This is a genomic window from Janthinobacterium sp. P210006 (genome assembly GCF_036231885.1).
GTDB lineage: Bacteria > Pseudomonadota > Gammaproteobacteria > Burkholderiales > Burkholderiaceae_D > Janthinobacterium > Janthinobacterium violaceinigrum.
The window spans coordinates 821,079-836,456 of the sequence record NZ_JAZARD010000001.1; the positions used below are offsets into that span (position 1 = coordinate 821,079).

The 15,378-nt window shown below is 67.9% G+C and carries 13 protein-coding genes; 6 read left to right on the forward strand and 7 right to left on the reverse strand.

Features of this window, described 5'->3' with window-relative positions:
- Positions 1 to 280 precede the first annotated feature (280 nt).
- From VPH41_RS03615 to VPH41_RS03640, 6 genes are all read left to right on the forward strand, one after another.
- Positions 281 to 1,555, forward strand: a complete 1,275-nt coding sequence (locus VPH41_RS03615; protein ID WP_328568997.1) for an amidohydrolase family protein — start codon at positions 281 to 283, stop codon at positions 1,553 to 1,555.
- An 86-nt stretch (positions 1,556 to 1,641) separates the two neighbouring features.
- Positions 1,642 to 2,160, forward strand: coding sequence for a GNAT family N-acetyltransferase (locus VPH41_RS03620; protein WP_328568998.1), 519 nt, complete (start codon positions 1,642 to 1,644; stop codon positions 2,158 to 2,160).
- Positions 2,157 to 2,690 (forward strand): GNAT family N-acetyltransferase, encoded by a 534-nt coding sequence (locus VPH41_RS03625; RefSeq protein ID WP_287779750.1) that lies wholly within the window; start codon positions 2,157 to 2,159, stop codon positions 2,688 to 2,690. The genes VPH41_RS03620 and VPH41_RS03625 overlap by 4 nt, the downstream gene beginning before the upstream one ends.
- A 134-nt stretch (positions 2,691 to 2,824) precedes the next feature.
- Positions 2,825 to 4,300: a xylulokinase gene (gene xylB, locus VPH41_RS03630; RefSeq protein WP_328568999.1), complete on the forward strand. Its 1,476-nt coding sequence runs from the start codon at positions 2,825 to 2,827 to the stop codon at positions 4,298 to 4,300.
- Positions 4,301 to 4,525: 225 nt separating this feature from the next.
- Positions 4,526 to 6,154 carry a methyl-accepting chemotaxis protein gene (locus tag VPH41_RS03635; RefSeq protein WP_328569000.1) on the forward strand — a complete coding sequence of 543 codons (1,629 nt, stop codon included), beginning with the start codon at positions 4,526 to 4,528 and terminating at the stop codon, positions 6,152 to 6,154.
- 169 nt (positions 6,155 to 6,323) lie between these two features.
- The gene (locus VPH41_RS03640; RefSeq protein WP_328569001.1) at positions 6,324 to 8,138 is read left to right on the forward strand and encodes a putative bifunctional diguanylate cyclase/phosphodiesterase; all 1,815 of its coding nucleotides are present in this window, start codon (positions 6,324 to 6,326) and stop codon (positions 8,136 to 8,138) included.
- Here the strand turns inward: VPH41_RS03640 and VPH41_RS03645 are convergent.
- The 7 genes from VPH41_RS03645 to VPH41_RS03675 form a co-directional block, all read right to left on the reverse strand.
- A complete protein-coding gene (locus tag VPH41_RS03645) occupies positions 8,129 to 10,579 on the reverse strand; it encodes a TonB-dependent siderophore receptor (RefSeq protein ID WP_328569002.1) in 2,451 nt (816 codons plus the stop codon). The genes VPH41_RS03640 and VPH41_RS03645 overlap by 10 nt on opposite strands.
- Before the next feature lie 79 nt (positions 10,580 to 10,658).
- A complete protein-coding gene (locus VPH41_RS03650; RefSeq protein ID WP_328569003.1) occupies positions 10,659 to 11,600 on the reverse strand; it encodes a FecR domain-containing protein in 942 nt (313 codons plus the stop codon).
- Complete coding sequence (locus tag VPH41_RS03655) at positions 11,597 to 12,139, reverse strand: sigma-70 family RNA polymerase sigma factor (protein WP_328569004.1); 543 nt, start codon at positions 12,137 to 12,139, stop codon at positions 11,597 to 11,599. Before VPH41_RS03655 ends, VPH41_RS03650 begins: the two co-directional genes overlap by 4 nt.
- Before the next feature lie 148 nt (positions 12,140 to 12,287).
- A complete protein-coding gene (locus VPH41_RS03660; protein WP_152257559.1) occupies positions 12,288 to 12,641 on the reverse strand; it encodes a DUF3325 domain-containing protein in 354 nt (117 codons plus the stop codon).
- Positions 12,641 to 14,263 carry a PepSY-associated TM helix domain-containing protein gene (locus tag VPH41_RS03665; protein ID WP_328569005.1) on the reverse strand — a complete coding sequence of 541 codons (1,623 nt, stop codon included), beginning with the start codon at positions 14,261 to 14,263 and terminating at the stop codon, positions 12,641 to 12,643. Before VPH41_RS03665 ends, VPH41_RS03660 begins: the two co-directional genes overlap by 1 nt.
- Entirely contained in the window at positions 14,260 to 14,607 is a 348-nt protein-coding gene (locus VPH41_RS03670) for a DUF3649 domain-containing protein (RefSeq protein WP_152283293.1), read from the reverse strand. Before VPH41_RS03670 ends, VPH41_RS03665 begins: the two co-directional genes overlap by 4 nt.
- Before the next feature lie 2 nt (positions 14,608 to 14,609).
- The gene (locus tag VPH41_RS03675; protein WP_152283294.1) at positions 14,610 to 15,356 is read right to left on the reverse strand and encodes a DUF4198 domain-containing protein; all 747 of its coding nucleotides are present in this window, start codon (positions 15,354 to 15,356) and stop codon (positions 14,610 to 14,612) included.
- Between the last annotated feature and the right edge of the window lie 22 nt (positions 15,357 to 15,378).

Here is a 15,378-nt window from a genome sequence, read left to right on the forward strand (position 1 = left end):
GGTCAGAGCCTGATTATGATGCAACGCAATATGAATATTCTAGCGGTGATTCGAGTTAGTTGAAAGTTATTTTATTTAACCCGTGCGGCGCCTGCCCGCCCCATTCATGGGCCCGGCAGCATTTGCAGGAAGTTTGCGCACGCGCAAGGTGTTGCCAACGAATCTATGGCTACGCTTTTGGGAGTAGCTACGTTCTTGCACTGCAGCATTGCGGGGAAGTGGATAAGATGGCAATCAGCTGGCAGCGCCAGGCACCGTAGTCAACCGAAGGAGTGTCCGCATGGACCTAGTCATCCGCAATGCCAGCCTGCCCGATGGGCGCCGCGCCATCGATATCGCCATTGACGGCGGCCGCATCGCCGCCGTCGGCCCCGCCTTGCCCGTGACGGGCGCGCGGGAGATCGATGCGGCCGGCGACCTGGTCACGCCGCCGTTCGTCGACGCGCACTTCCACATGGACGCCACGCTCAGCTATGGCTTGCCGCGCGTGAACGCGTCCGGCACTTTGCTGGAAGGCATTGCCCTGTGGGGCGAGCTGAAACCGCAGCTGACGCAGGATGCACTGGTGGAGCGCGCCCTGCAGTATTGCGACTGGGCCGTGGCGCGCGGCTTGCTGGCCATCCGCTCGCACGTGGATATCTGCGACCCGCGCCTGCTGGCCGTGGAAGCGCTGCTCGATGTGAAACGCCAGGTGGCGCCCTACCTGGACCTGCAGCTGGTGGCCTTTCCGCAGGATGGCATCCTGCGCAGCCCCGGCGCCTTCGACAACCTGAAGCGCGCGATTGCCATGGGCGTCGACGTGGTGGGCGGCATCCCGCATTTCGAGCGCACGATGGCCGACGGCGCGGAATCCGTGCGCCTGCTGTGCGAATTTGCCTGCGAGCGGGGCCTGATGGTCGACATGCATTGCGACGAGTCGGACGATCCGCTGTCGCGCCACATCGAAACCCTGGCCTTCCACAGCCAGCGCCTGGGCATGCAGGGCAGGGTCACGGGTTCGCACCTGACGTCCATGCACTCGATGGACAATTATTATGTGAGCAAGCTCCTGCCCCTGATCCGCGAGGCGGGCGTGGCGGCGATTGCCAACCCCCTCATCAACATCACCCTGCAGGCGCGCCACGATACGTATCCGAAGCGGCGCGGCATGACGCGCGTGCTCGAGATGCTGGCGGCCGGCATCCCCGTCGCCTTTGGCCACGACTGCGTGATGGACCCGTGGTACAGCCTCGGTTCGGGCGACATGCTGGAAGTGGCGCACATGGGCTTGCACGTGGCGCAGATGACGGGCCAGCAAGCGATGCACGACTGCTTCCTGGCCGTGACGGAAACGCCGGCGCGCATCCTGGGCCTGGACGGCTATGGCATCGCGCCCGGCTGCCATGCGGATCTGCTGATCCTCGATTGCGGCAGTACCGTGGAAGCGCTGCGCCTGCGCGCGGCGCGGCGCCTGGTGCTGCGGCGGGGGAACATCGTCAGCGAGGCGCCGCGCGCGCAATCGCGCCTGCATCTGCCGGGCCGCCCGGACAGCGTGGATTTCCGCCTGGGGCGTTGACGCCGGCGCGCCTGCGCGCGTGCACGGCTGGACGGCCCTGTCCAAATCACTGACAATCAGCGTAACTTGTTTGCCGGAGCTTTACCTTGAAAGAAATTGACATCCGTCCCGCCCAGGAATCCGACTTCGAGGCCATGTGGCCGATTTTCCAGACGCTGGTGGCCGGCGGCGACACCTACACCTTCCCCGCCGATACCTCGCGCGAAGAGTGCCACGCCTACTGGTTCGGCCCCGGCGTGCAAAGCTTTGTCGCCATGATGGGCACGGAGCGCCTGCTGGGCATGTACAAGCTGGTGGCGAACCCGCCGGGCCACGGATCGCACGTGGCCAATGCCTCGTTCATGGTCGACCCGGCCGCGCAGGGCGTGGGCGTGGGCCGCCTGCTGGGCGTGCACTGCATGGAAGAAGCGCGCCGCGCCGGCTACCTGGCGATGCAGTTCAACTTCGTCGTCAGCACCAACCTGGCTGCCGTCACCCTGTGGAAAAAGCTGGGCTTCAGCGTGGTCGCCACCCTGCCGCTGGCCTACCGCCACGCGCAGCTGGGCTATGTCGACGCCTACGTGATGTACCAGCTGCTCAGCGATCCGATGCAGTGGCCGGCATGAGCGGCGCCATGACGGTCATCGAGACGCCGCGGCTGCGGCTGCGCACCGTTGCTGCCGACGATGCGGCGTTCTACCTGAAACTGGTGAACGACCCGTCGTGGGTCGCCAATATCGGCCAGCGCAATCTGCACACCGTGGAAGCGGCCCGCGCAGCCCTGGAGGCGGGCGCGATGGCGCAGTTCCGCCAGCATGGCTATTCCTTCTGCATCGTCGAACGGCGCAGCGACGGCATGGCCATGGGCATCTGCGGCCTGATACTGCGCGCCAGCCTGCCCGGTCCCGACATCGGCTACGCCCTCCTGCCCGCCTACTGGGGGCAGGGCTATGCCTACGAGGCGGCTGCCGCCGTCATGCGCCATGCGCAGCACGTGCTGGGCCTGCCCACCGTGTATGGCATCACCTCGCCGCAGAACCAGGCGTCGAACAATCTGCTCAACAAGCTGGGACTGCGTTTCGAACGCTTTGCGCGGCTGCCGCCCGATGGCAAGGACACGAATGTGTACCGGCGCGACTTCCGCCAGCATGGCTGACGGCGCTGGCTGGCGCGTATCGGCAAAGTGCGGAAAAGTATGCGGAAAGGCGCGCTGCCGGCGGCGCCGGGCGATTACCATACGGTGACATCGCCGCCGCGCGCGGCCGCCCATTCACTTTTCATGGAACCATCGTGACCTATCTCGGTATCGATATCGGCACTTCCGAAGTCAAGGCCATCCTCACCGATGATGCGCAGGCCATCCTCGCCAGCAGCGGCGTGGCCCTGCGCGTCGCCAGCCCCCGTCCCGGCTGGTCGGAACAGCATCCCGAAGACTGGTGGCGCGCCACCCTGGACGTGATCGCCGCCATCCGCGCCGCGCAGCCCGTGGCGTTTTCCGGCTTGCGCGGCATCGCGCTGTCGGGCCAGATGCACGGCGCCACCCTGCTCGACAAGCAGCAGCACGTGCTGCGCCCGGCCATCCTGTGGAACGACACGCGCGCGTTTGCCGAATGCGCGGAGCTCGAGGCGCTGGTGCCCGAGTCGCGCGCCATCACGGGCAACCAGGCCATGCCGGGCTTCACGGCGCCCAAGCTGCTGTGGCTGCGAAAGCACGAAGCGGCGATGTTCCGCGCCACGGCCAAGGTCCTGCTGCCCAAGGATTACGTGGCCTTGCGCCTGACGGGCGAGTACGTATCCGACATGTCCGACGCTTCCGGTACCCTGTGGCTGGACGTGGCCAGGCGCGACTGGTCCGAACGCATGCTGGCCGCGACAGGCCTGACGCGCGAACACATGCCGCGCCTCGTCGAAGGCAGCGCCGCCGCCGCGCAGGTGCGCCCGTCCCTGTGCCAGGAATGGGGCATCGCGCACGCGGTGCTGTTGGCCGGCGGCGCGGGCGACAACGCGGCTGCCGCCGTGGGCCTGGGCGTGGTGGAGCCGGGCGCCGGCCTGCTGTCGCTGGGCACGTCCGGCGTGCTGTTTGCCGGCAGCGACGGCTTTGCGCCCAATCCGGGCCAGGGCGTGCATGCGTTCTGCCATTGCCTGCCCGGACGCTGGCACCAGATGAGCGTGATCCTCAGCGCCGCGTCCAGCCTTGCCTGGGTGGCGCGGCTGACGCAGTCGGCCGACATCGGAGAACTGGTGACCCTGGCCGAAGGCGTCGAGGCGCGCACGGCGCCCATCTTCCTGCCGTATTTGAGCGGCGAGCGCACGCCGCACAATGACGCCACGGCGCGCGGCGTGTTCTTTGGCCTGTCGACGGAACACGGGCGCGCGGAACTGGCCTATAGCGTGATGGAAGGCGTGGCCTTTGCCATGGCCGACGGCAATGCGGCCCTGCGCAGCGCCGGCACGCAGCTGCGCGAAGCGTCGTTCGTGGGCGGCGGTTCGCGCAGCCGCTTCTGGGCGCAGCTGTGCGCGACTGCCTCGGGCTTGCACGTGCTGCGCCACGACCACGGCGTGGCGGGCGGCACCCTGGGTGCGGCGCGCCTGGCGCAGATGGCGGTGACGGGCTTGCCGCCGTCCCAGGTGTGCACGCGGCCTGCGGTGCAGGAAACCATCGCGCCGCAGGCGTCCGCCGTGCTCGACGAGCGCCTGGCGCGCTACCGGCGCCTGTATCCGCTGCTGCGCGCGGAGTTCGCAGGTGCGGCCGAGGCGGCGCGCTAGCCCTGCGACAAGATTGCCGGCCCGACCATGCTGCACGCGTGGCAATATGGCCAGACAGTTAATCTTTCTGTGTAATTTGTTGTTTCTATGCTGAAAGTGTTTCACTAGCGAAAGCGCCGCTTGGTTTTTCACGGGGCACGCTGCATGATTTCCCCATTTGGTGAGAATTGGATAGTTTTGGCAACCCCTTTGTTGCCATCCTGTTCTTGCCGCAAGGAGAAACACATGCAACTCGCGAATCTGAAAATCTCCGTCCGCCTGGGTCTGTTGGGCGCCTTCTTCTTTCTCGCGCTGGTGTTCGTCGGCGTGCGCGGCTGGAGCGCGCTCGACGCGGCCAGCGTGCGCAGCGCGGACGCCATGCAGCGTTCCGTGGCCCTGACGGAAGCGGTCGACGCGGCGCGCAGCGCGCAGGTGGAATTCAAGATCCAGGTACAGGAATGGAAAAACATCCTGCTGCGCGGCGGCGACGCGGCCGCCTTCCAGCGCTACCGCGAAGCGTTCGTTGCCAGCGGCGCGCAGACGCGCAAGGAACTGGCGGGCCTGCAAACCATGATGGCCGCGCTGAAGCTCGATACGGCGCCCGTGGCGCAAGCCATGCAGGCGCACGACGCGCTGGGCGTCAGCTACCTGGCGGCGCTGCAAAAGTATGACGGCGCGCGCGCCGACAGCGCGCAGGCCGTCGATGCGCTGGTCAAGGGCATGGACCGCGAACCGACGCGCCAGATCGACGCCATCGTCACGGCCATCGGCAAGCAGTCGCACAGCCTGATGGCGCAGATGAAGGAGCAGGATGACGCGGCGCACCGCAGCGCCAGCATCGCCATGCTGGCCACCGTGCTTGTGACTTTGGTTGTGGGGTCCGCCACCGTGTGGTGGCTGATCCGCAGCATCACGGTGCCGCTGGGCGCGGCCGTGGGCATCGCCCAGCAGGTGGCGGCCGGCGACTTGCGCGCCGTGGTGGCCGACAGCAGCCGCGATGAAATCGGCGACCTGCTGCGCGCCTTGAAAGCGATGAGCGGCAACCTGGCCGCCATCGTGGGACGGGTGCGCGCCGGCACGGACGCCATCGCCACGGCGTCCGGCGAAATCGCCAGCGGCAATATGGACCTGTCGTCGCGCACGGAGGAGCAGGCCAGCTCGCTGGAAGAAACGGCCGCCTCGATGATCGAGCTCACTTCCACCGTGCGGCAGAATAACGACAATGCGGACCAGGCGCGCCAGCTGGCCGGCGGCGCGTCCGACGTGGCGCAGCGCGGCGGCGAGGCCGTGGCGCAGGTGGTGCAGACCATGAGCCATATCAATGCCTCGTCGAAGCGCATCGTCGACATCATCGCCGTCATCGACGGCATCGCGTTCCAGACGAATATCCTGGCCCTGAACGCGGCCGTGGAAGCGGCGCGCGCGGGCGAGCAGGGACGCGGCTTCGCCGTGGTGGCGACGGAAGTGCGCAGCCTGGCGCAGCGCTCGGCAGAGGCGGCGCGCGAGATCAAGCAGCTGATCGGCGAATCCGTGCGCACGGTGGAAGAGGGCAGCGTGCTGGCCGGCCAGGCGGGGCGCACGATGGACGACGTGGTGAGCAGCGTGCAGCGCGTGAACGCCATCATCGGCGAGATCGCCGTGGCCAGCGTGGAGCAGCGCGACGGCATCGAGCAGATCAGCATCGCCATCAGCCAGATGGACGGTGTGACGCAGCAGAATGCGGCCCTGGTGGAGCAGGCCGCCGCCGCCGCGGACGCGCTGCAGCAGCAGGCGGCCAGCCTGGCCGACGCCGTCAGCATCTTCAAGCTGCATGGCACGTCCGGCGCGGCTGCGCCGGCGGGGGCCGCCCTGGCCCGGACGCTGTCGCTGGCGTAACGCAAGCCTTGCTCCGCGCCGCTTGATGCCAGTCAAGCGGTGCCCGATCAGGCAAACAGTCCGGCGAAATTCTTATACTATTTCCTTTCCGCATGTATCTGCGCCCGGCCGCATGGCGCGCGTTGCAAAGGAAAACCATGTTCCTCACTTTCCGCCTGCCGGGTGACGCATGACGGCGCTGCTGCTGGCACTGTGCCTGAGTCTGGCCGTGGTGCTGAGCGTGCTGCTGGCCTGCCAGTGGCAGGCGGCGCGCACGTGGCGCATGCGCCATGCGACCGGCGTGGTGCGGCAGGCGGCGCAGGCGCAGGTGGCGGCAGAGGCGCTGGCGCTGCTGCACGCGCTGCCGGCGGCCGTCATCGGCACCGACCAGGAGGGCGTGGTGCGCTACCTGAATCCCCGCGCCAGCGCCATGGGCGGGCTGCCGGGCGGCGATGGACTGGGCCAGCCCGTGACGCAGCTGCTGCCGCTGTTCCACGACGGCACGCCCATCGATGCGGCGCGCCAGGTGCGCGATTGCGTGGCGCAGCAGGAAGTGCTGGAGGTGGCGCGCGGCGCCGTGCTGCTGCGCCACCTCGACGGCAAGCGCATCGACGTGCAATACAGCTGCGCGCCGCTGGCGCAGGGCGGCGCGGTACTGCTGCTGCACGACGTGTCGGCCCGCCGGCGCGCCGAGCAGCAGCTGGAATTCATCGCCCACCACGACGGCCTGACGGGCCTGCCCAACCGGCTGCATTTCCAGATCCGCTTCGAGCACGGCATCGCCTACGCGCGCCGCCACCAGGGCTTGCTGGCCGTGCTGTTCGTCGACATCGACCGCTTCAAATCCATCAACGACAGCCTGGGCCACGACGTGGGCGACCAGGTGCTGACGGAGTTCGCGCGCCGGGTGCAGCAGTGCGTGCGCAAGGTCGATACGGTGGCGCGCCAGGGCGGCGATGAATTCATCATCCTGCTGACGGAATTGCGCACGGCGCACGATGCCGAGCGGGTGGCCGAGAAGATCGTCGCTGCCATCGCCGCGCCCTTCGTCATCGGCGAATACAGCCTGTCGGTGGCGGCCAGCGTGGGCGTGGCCCTGTACCCGGACGACGACGACGACGTCAATGCGCTGATCGAAAAGGCCGACCTGGCCATGTATGCGGCCAAGCGCCACGCGCCGGGCACCTGCCTGCGCTACGCCGCGCGCATGCAGGCGCAATCGTATTCGCGCACCATCCTCGAGACGGCCCTGCGCCATGCGCTCGAGCGCGACGAATTCGCGTTGTTCTACCAGCCGCGCATGGACCTGAAGACGCGCAGGATCACGGGCGTGAAGGCGCTGCTGCGCTGGAAACACCCGGAACTGGGTCTGATGATGCCGCTCGACTTTTTACCGGTACTGGAGGAAAGCGCCTTGATCCTGCCGGTGGGGGCCTGGGTGATGGCCACGGCGGTGGAACAGGCGCGCAGCTGGATCGCCCAGGGGCAGATGCTGACGGTGTCCGTCAGCCTGTCGGCGCGCCAGTTCTACCAGCGCGATATCGCGCGCAATTTCGCCGCCGCGCTGCAGGCGGCCGGCGTGCCGGGACATTGCATCGAGCTGGAAATCGCTGCCGGCATCCTGATCGACCGCAACCAGAACTGCGAACTGATACTGCGCCAGTTCCGCCAGCTGGGCATGGCGATCGCCATCAGCGATTTCGGCACGGGCGACGCTTCGCTCAATTACCTGAAACGCTTTCCCACGGATGCCGTGAAGATCGAAAAGTGCTTTGTCGACGACGTGGGCAAGCCGGGCGGCGATGGCGCCATGGTGCGCGCCATCGTGGCGATGGCCCGCACGCTGGGACTGCGCACCATCGCCGGCGGCGTGGAAAGCGGCGAGCAGCTGGAACTGCTGGCCGAGATGGGCTGCGACGAGGCGTTTGGCTATTTCCTGGGCCGCGCCATGGCGCCCGAGGGCGTCGAGGCGCTGCTCAAAACCAGTGAAGCCATTCAGAACTGATAGCGCAGCGACAGCATGGCGTTGCGCGGATCGCCGTAGTAGCCGCCCATGCCCGTCGAGTAGTACTTCTTGTCGAAGACGTTGTTGACGTTCAGGGTCGCCATCAGCTGCGGCGTGAGCTGGTACTGCGCCATCAGTCCCGCCACCGCATACGCTTTCTGCGTGAAGCGTTCGCCGTTCGGCCCGCGGTCATCCATGTAGATATCGCTCTGCCAGTTCACGCCGCCGCCCAGTACCAGGCCAGGCACGCCCTGCGCCAGGCGCCACGTGGTCCACAGCTTGGCCATGTTCTGCGGCTGGTTGGTCTGGATGCGCTCGCCGGCGGCGTTGCGGATGCGGTTATACGCATAGCTGGCCGTCAGTTGCCAGTCGGGGCGCAACTGGCCCGATATTTCCGCCTCGAAGCCGCGCGTGGTGGCGCCCTTCACCGTGTGATAGGCGTAGGAGCCGCCGCCCGTGCCGATGATCCAGATGTTGCCCGGATCGGCTTCAGCCAGGTTTTCCTGCTTCAGCTGGAACAGGGCCGCGCTGGTGGTGAGCTTGCCGCCGAAGAATTCGCCCTTGGCGCCCACTTCGTAGTTCTTGCCTTCCAGCGGCGCCAGGAAGCGGCTGTTGACGTCGCGCTGGCTTTGCGGCGTGAAGATGCTGGTGTAGCTGGCGTAGGCCGACCAGTGCTGGCCCAGGTCGTAGACCACGCCCGCATACGGCGTGATCTTGCCGTTTTCGCGCATGGCGTCGTACAGGTCCGTGTCGTTGAAATAATCGCTGCGGATGTCGCGCTTCCAGTACGACAGGCGCGCCCCGACAATCACCGACAGCGCGTCCGTCGGGCGCAGGCGCAGGGTCGAGTACAGGCCGCTTTCCCGCTCCTTGTCGTACGAGGAGCCCAGGCGCGTGCCGCTGTAGTCGGGCACGGGCATGGCGCCATGCCAGGCGTGGATGTCCGGCACCGTGTAGTCGTAGCCGTCGAGGCGCCAGTTCGGGTAGATGGGGCTATCCGTCTTCAGTTCCGAGGCGCTCACGCCCAGCACCAGTTCATGCTGGCGGCCGAAGGCCTGGAACGGGCCGCTCACGTACGCGTCGAGCGAGGTCTGTTGCGGCTTGCTGTGCCAGTTGGCCAGCCACAGCTTCATGCCGCCGCCCGTCACGCGGTCCGGGTAGCCGTTGCCGGAAAAACCCTGCAGGGCGTCGTACTGGTTGCTGCTGCGGCTGACGGCCACCTTGGCGATCCAGTCGTTGTCCAAATAGTGGTCGAGCGTGGCGAACAGCATGTTCTGTTCGCGGTCATACGTGCTCCATGCGGCCGTGCCGTTCATCGAACGGGGAAAATGGGTCTGCGCGCCGTCGGCGTAGAACACGGGGAATTCGCGCCCCGCGCCCTTGAGCTTTTCCTTCTGGTAGTTGATGCCGGCGCTGAGCACCGTCGACGGCGACAGGTCCGCTTCGACGATGGCGTACAGCACGTCCTTTTTCTGCTGGTAGCGGTCGATGAACGAGCGCTGGTCTTCATGCGCGGCGACGAGGCGCGCGCGCACCTTGCCGTCCGCCGTCAGGGGCATCGAAACGTCGCCTTCGATGCGGTAGCGGTCCCATGATCCCAGCTGTGCGCCGGCCGTGGCGGCAAACGTGCGGCCCGGGCGCTTGCGTACCAGGTTGACGGCGGCAGAAGGGCTGCCCGTGCCGCTGATCAGGCCCGTGGCGCCGCGGATGATCTCGACGCGGTCGTAGATGGCCATGTCGTAGGTGCGCGCTTCCAGGTTCTTGCTGGTCGGGATACCGTCGAACATGTACGAGGTCACTTCGAAGCCGCGTGAAAACACCTGGTCGTATTCGCGCGTGCTCGAGGAATGGTCGACGGTGATGCCCGGTGATTGCACCAGCACGTCCTGCAGGGTTTTCAAGCCCTGGTCTTCGATCTGCTGGCGCGTGATGACGCTGACGGCTTGCGGCGTTTCGCGCAGCGACAGGTTCAGGCGCGTGGCGCTGGTCAGGCCCGCGTAGCTGCGCTTGCCTTCTGTGGTGCCGTCGCGCAGGGCGCTGGAACTGACGGCGACCTCTCCCAGTGTGGCGGCGATGGGCGCGGCGGGCGATGCGGCGCCCGCCTTGCGCAGCACGTAGCTGCGTTCCCCGCTGGGCAGTGCTTCCAGGCCCGTGCCGGCCAGCAGGCGGGCCAGCGCCTGCGGCACCGTGTAGCTGCCGCTCAGGCCCGGCGTGCGCATGCCTTGCAGCAGTTCGGCCGCCGCGCCCACGCTCACCTTTGCCTCGATGGCAAAGCTGGCGATGGCGGCGGACAGCTCGCCGGCCGGAACGTTGAAGGCCGTGTGCGCCGCGGCCGGCGCGGCAGGCATGTCTGCCGCCGTGGCGGGCGCCTGCGCCAGCGACAGCAGGAACACGGCGCTGCCGACGGCGCGCGCGAGGGGAGTCAAACGAGGTTGGTACATGGTCTTGCCTTTCCGGTGGAGTGACGTTGCAATACCCACAGGACAGGCGGTGGCGAAAAAAAGGGCCAACTTTTCACGCTTATTTTTTGCGGGCCGCGATGGTGACCCAGTACGGGGTGCGGTACAGCACGTCCACGGGCAGCATGCGCACCAGGCTTTTCAGCACGGCGTCGGTGTCGTCGAGCTGGAAGGCGCCCGACAGGCGCAGGCCCGCCGCCTGCGGCTCCACGCGCAGCAGGCCGGGGCGGTAGCGCGACAATTCGGCAGCGAAGGCGTCGAGGCGCATGTCCTGCACCGCCAGCATGCCGCTCGCCCACGCATCGGCTTGCAGCGGCGCCGGCGTGGGCAGGTTGGCGTGCTTGGCGTCGAAGCGGCTTTGCTGGCCTGCCGCGACGGTGCGCACGGTGGCCGAGGGCGCGCGCGGCGTGATTTCCACCGCATGCTCGAGCACCGTCACGCGGCTGCTGTCGTCATCGACGCGCACGATGAAGCGCGTGCCCAGCGCGCGGATGCGGCCATGGCAGGTGGCGACGATGAGGGGCCGGCTGCCTGCGTGGTCCGGGTGTGTCTGCACCAGCAGTTCGCCGCGGCGCAGGGTCAGCAGGCGCTCGGCGGCGCCATACGCCACGTCGACGGCGCTGTCCGTATTGAGCACCAGCGTGCCGCCATCGGGCAGGGAGACGTCGCGCCGCTCGCCCACGCCGCTGCGGTAGTCGGCCAGCATCTCGTGGCGCGCCAGCAGCCAGGCGGCGGGCGCCGCCATCAGCGCCAGCAGCACCTGCATGGCCACGCGGCGCTGGGGCCGGCGCAGCACGGGCACGGCCAGGTCCGGCGGCAGCAGACTGGCCGTTTGGCCCACCTGCTGCACCTTGCTCCAGGCGCGCGCATGTTCGGGGTCGCGCGCGCGCCATTGGGCGCTGGCGGCCAGGTCGTCCGGCGTGGCCTGGCCCGATTGCTCCAGCAGATACCATTCGACGGCCTGGCGCGCCACCTTGCGCGACAGGGGCATGGCCGCGCTCATGCGGGCAGGTCCGGCGCCTGCAGCACGCACTCGGTCAGCGCCTCGGCCATGTAGCGCTTCACGGAGCGCTCGCCCATGCCCAGCAGCGCGGCGATTTCCGCATACGCATAGCCTTCGATCTGCGCCATGATGAAGACGGCGCGCACCTTCGGCTTCAGGCCGTCGAGCATGGCATCGACGGCTTGCAGCGCCTGCAGGATTTCCGCGCGCTGCTCGGCCGACGGCACATGGTGTTCGGGCAGGGCAGCGAGCGCGTCCAGCCACGCGCGTTCCAGCGACTGGCGGCGCAAGTGGTTGATCAGCAGATGTTTGGCGACCGTCGCCAGGTAGGCTTTCGGCGCGCGCAGGGCCGGCGTTTGCGGCTGCATCGGCGCGCCGGCCAGCAGGCGCGCGAAGGTATCCTGCATCAGGTCGGCGGCCTCGGCAGCATTGCCCAGGCGCCGTTGCAGCCAGTGTGCCAGCCAGCCGTGGTGTGCGCTGTAGTAGCTTTCCAGCTGCGTGGGCAGCAGGGGGGAGGGCGCGAACGGACTGCCTGGCATGGTGGAGAAAGCCTTAATGCAAATAAGAATTATTCTCATTTTAGCGCGGCAGCGCGGGCGATGCAATCTGCTGTTGCTATGCCGCCACGCGCTTGCCGTTCAGGTATGCCGCCCGCGCATGGCGTCGCGCATGACGGCATGCCGGCAGCTACAGCACTGCCAGCGCAATGGCGGCCAGCACGGCCGCGCCGCCGACGAGGCGGGCCAGGCGCATGGCCTGGTGGGGTGCATAGGGCAGCAGCCAGATCAGCAGCAAGCCGCAGCCCGTCAGGCTGCCGGTCCAGTAGACGAGGCCATAGCCGCCGCCCGCGATATGCATGGCCCAGGCCAGGCCGGCCGCCAGCGCCAGCGACCCCGTCCACTGCAAGCGGCGGCGCAGGGGGGCGGGCGGTTCGGCGCCGCGTCCGTGCAGGTCGGCGTAGTGGCGGTCCATGGCCAGGCACAGCGCCGACAGGCCCGCATAGCACAGGGCAAAGACGAGGAAGTTCGACAGCAGCTCCATCACGCGGCCTCCATCGTCGTTGCCGGCTTGGCGGCAGGCGCCGGCTTGGGCGCTTTCACGGGCAGCGGCTTCAATTTGAACGCCGCATACGCGAGGCCCAGGCCCAGCACCAGCACCACCAGGTCGAAGGCGGCCACCGCCACGGGACCGCGCCCCAGGAACAGGGTCACCCCGAGGTGCGACCCCGTGGTGAAAACGTTCAGCACGGGCAGGGATGCCAGCATGAATGCGCCCACGCCCAGCTGCATGCGCCACATGGCGCGCGACGGGCGCAGCTGGGCGATGATGGCGGCCAGGGCCCAGGCGCCGAAGAAGCAGGCGATTTCCTCTTTCGGCCGGTCTTCCATCGTTACCGACAGCAGGCGGTTGGCCCAGAAATACGCGCCGAAGGCGATCGGAATGCCGGCGATGGCGCCGATATTGAGCGCTTCGACCAGGCGCAGGCCGAAGCTGGGGCGCTTGCCGGCGGCCAGCGCCTTGGCCTGCTTCTGGCGCGTCTTGACGGCCCACAGCAAGGCGCCCGTGGCTACCATGGCGCAGCCGGCCAGGCCGGACAGGAAGAACAGCGCGCGCAGCAGCGGGCCGCCGAAACGGGCGATGTGCAAGCCATACATCACGCCATGCGTGGCGGCCGCGCCGGGCAGCGCGTCGCCGTCCGATGACAGCAGCTTGCCCGTGACGCCATCGAATTCCATCGATGGCTGCTTCGACGAGATGTCGCGTCCGGCCGCGCGCGACAGGGTCACGGTGGCGTGGGCGTCGCCCGGATGATTCACGGAGATGCGCTCGACCTTGCCGCCCCACTGCTGCTCCGCCTGGCGCACGAGCGGCGCCAGCGGCGTCAGGGGCGCGGCCACGCCGGCCGCCTTGCGCTCGTCCGAGCGGCCCGGGAAGGCTTCGGCAAAGAAGGCATCCTGGTCGCCCTTGTAGGCGGCCGTGGCGCCGGACGGCATGTACAGGAACATCAGCGTGACGAGGCCCGTGTAGGTGATCATCATGTGATAGGGCAGGGCCAGCACGGCCGTCACGTTGTGCGCGTCCAGCCACGAGCGCTGGCCCTTTTTCGGCCGGAACGTAAACAGGTCCTTGAAGATGCGCTTGTGCGTGACGATGCCGCTGATGATGGAGACGAACATGAACATGGCGCAGAAGCCCACGATCCAGCGGCCCCAGATGGCGGACATGTAGTGCAGGTCGAAATGCAGGCGGTAGAAAAATTCGCCGCCCCGCGTGTCGCGCGGCTTGGACAGCACCTCGCCCGTGGCCGGGTCGGCCGCTTCGCTATGGAAGTTGCCGCGCCGTCCGCGCTTCTTTTCACCCGGTTGCGACGGCTTGCTCCAGCCCAGCTGCAGCGAGGGATTGCGCTCGCCGGGCAGGCCGATGAACCAGCGCGTGGCGCCCGTGGCCCGCTCCTGCATCGCCTGCTGCGCCACCGTGGCCGCGTCTGGCGTCGTCACCTGGCTGGCGGCGGCGCCATGCAGTTCGGGCTGCATCCACAAGGTGATTTCGTTGCGGTAGTAGCTGGCCGTGCCGGCGCAAAACACCAGCAGCAAGATCCAGCAGACGAGCAGCCCGGACCAGGTGTGCAGCCATGCCATCGACTGGCGGAAACCTTCTTTCATGCGAGACTCCAGGATAGTGCGTCCATCCACTGCAGGATGGCGGCGATGACGGCGGCGGGGATCGCGAGGCCCAGCCAGGCGCGCAGGGCGCTGCGCGTGGCGAAGACCCACATCACCACGCAGGTGTAGATGGCAAACGACAGCAGGGTGGCCGTCATGACGGCTTCGGAGCGGGCCATGGGCAGGCTCACCGACAGCAGCATGGTGACCAGCGCGGCCAGCACGTAGCCGCCAACGATGGCAGCCACGCTGCGCGAGGCCACGCCGAGCCGGTACACGGCATTGGCGGACAGGCGCAGGCGCGGCGCTTTTTCAGCGGTATCAGGATGGGCAGGCGCTTGCATGGTCAGTCGTGGTCCTTGCTTGGCGGCAGGGCCGGGCCGGCCGGCAGCGGCGCCACGCCCTGCGGCTGCACCAGGCTCAGGGTGGTGACATACATGGCCTTGTCATAGTGTTCGGCGCCGCGCTGGCCGGCCGTCTTGTCCGTGTGCTGCACTTCCAGCACATACGTGCCCTTCCAGGGCAGCGGGAAGCTGACCAGACCTTGCGCATCGCTCCACGCTTCCTTGCCCCAGCCCGACTGCACCACGGCGTTGACCTTGGCTTCGGCCAGCGGCTTGCCTTTGTAGCTGACCTGGAACTGGCCCGGTTTGCCCGTCGGCACCAGGTCCAGCGCCAGCGCGGGCGCTTGCGCCTTGCCGTCGGCCACCAGGCGCGCGGCGGGGATCCACACGGTGCGCGTGGCCTTGCCATCCTTTTTCTCTTCCCACGACGGATAGGCGTTTTCCTCGACGATGATGCTCTCGCCGGCCGCCACCTTGCCGTTCAGCACGAAGGCGCCGGCCGTCTTGTTCGCCTGCAGCGGCTTGCTGCCGGACGGCGCAATCCACGTCGCGCTCTGGATGCGGAACTTGTCGAGCTGGCCGGGCGACGCTTCGCGCAGGTTGTCGCCGAATTCGCCGAAGTACACGTGGGCCGCCTGGCCCTTCTGCTCGAGCCAGATCTGGTGCGCGCCGGCGTTGCCGCAGACGGTGGCCGCGCCCAGCAGGGCGGCGGCGAGGGCGCCGAGGCGCGCGATGGAAGTGAGGTGCATGGTGTATCCCTTGTATTTTTTA

Coding starts and splice junctions, on each gene's coding strand:
- VPH41_RS03615 (WP_328568997.1), top strand. CDS start 281: ATGGACCTAGTCATCCGCAATGCCAGCCTGCCCGATGGGCGCCGCGCC.
- VPH41_RS03625 (WP_287779750.1), top strand. CDS start 2,157: ATGAGCGGCGCCATGACGGTCATCGAGACGCCGCGGCTGCGGCTGCGC.
- VPH41_RS03635 (WP_328569000.1), top strand. CDS start 4,526: ATGCAACTCGCGAATCTGAAAATCTCCGTCCGCCTGGGTCTGTTGGGC.
- VPH41_RS03640 (WP_328569001.1), top strand. CDS start 6,324: ATGACGGCGCTGCTGCTGGCACTGTGCCTGAGTCTGGCCGTGGTGCTG.
- VPH41_RS03645 (WP_328569002.1), bottom strand. CDS start 10,579: ATGTACCAACCTCGTTTGACTCCCCTCGCGCGCGCCGTCGGCAGCGCC.
- VPH41_RS03650 (WP_328569003.1), bottom strand. CDS start 11,600: ATGAGCGCGGCCATGCCCCTGTCGCGCAAGGTGGCGCGCCAGGCCGTC.
- VPH41_RS03655 (WP_328569004.1), bottom strand. CDS start 12,139: ATGCCAGGCAGTCCGTTCGCGCCCTCCCCCCTGCTGCCCACGCAGCTG.
- VPH41_RS03660 (WP_152257559.1), bottom strand. CDS start 12,641: ATGGAGCTGCTGTCGAACTTCCTCGTCTTTGCCCTGTGCTATGCGGGC.
- VPH41_RS03665 (WP_328569005.1), bottom strand. CDS start 14,263: ATGAAAGAAGGTTTCCGCCAGTCGATGGCATGGCTGCACACCTGGTCC.
- VPH41_RS03670 (WP_152283293.1), bottom strand. CDS start 14,607: ATGCAAGCGCCTGCCCATCCTGATACCGCTGAAAAAGCGCCGCGCCTG.
- VPH41_RS03675 (WP_152283294.1), bottom strand. CDS start 15,356: ATGCACCTCACTTCCATCGCGCGCCTCGGCGCCCTCGCCGCCGCCCTG.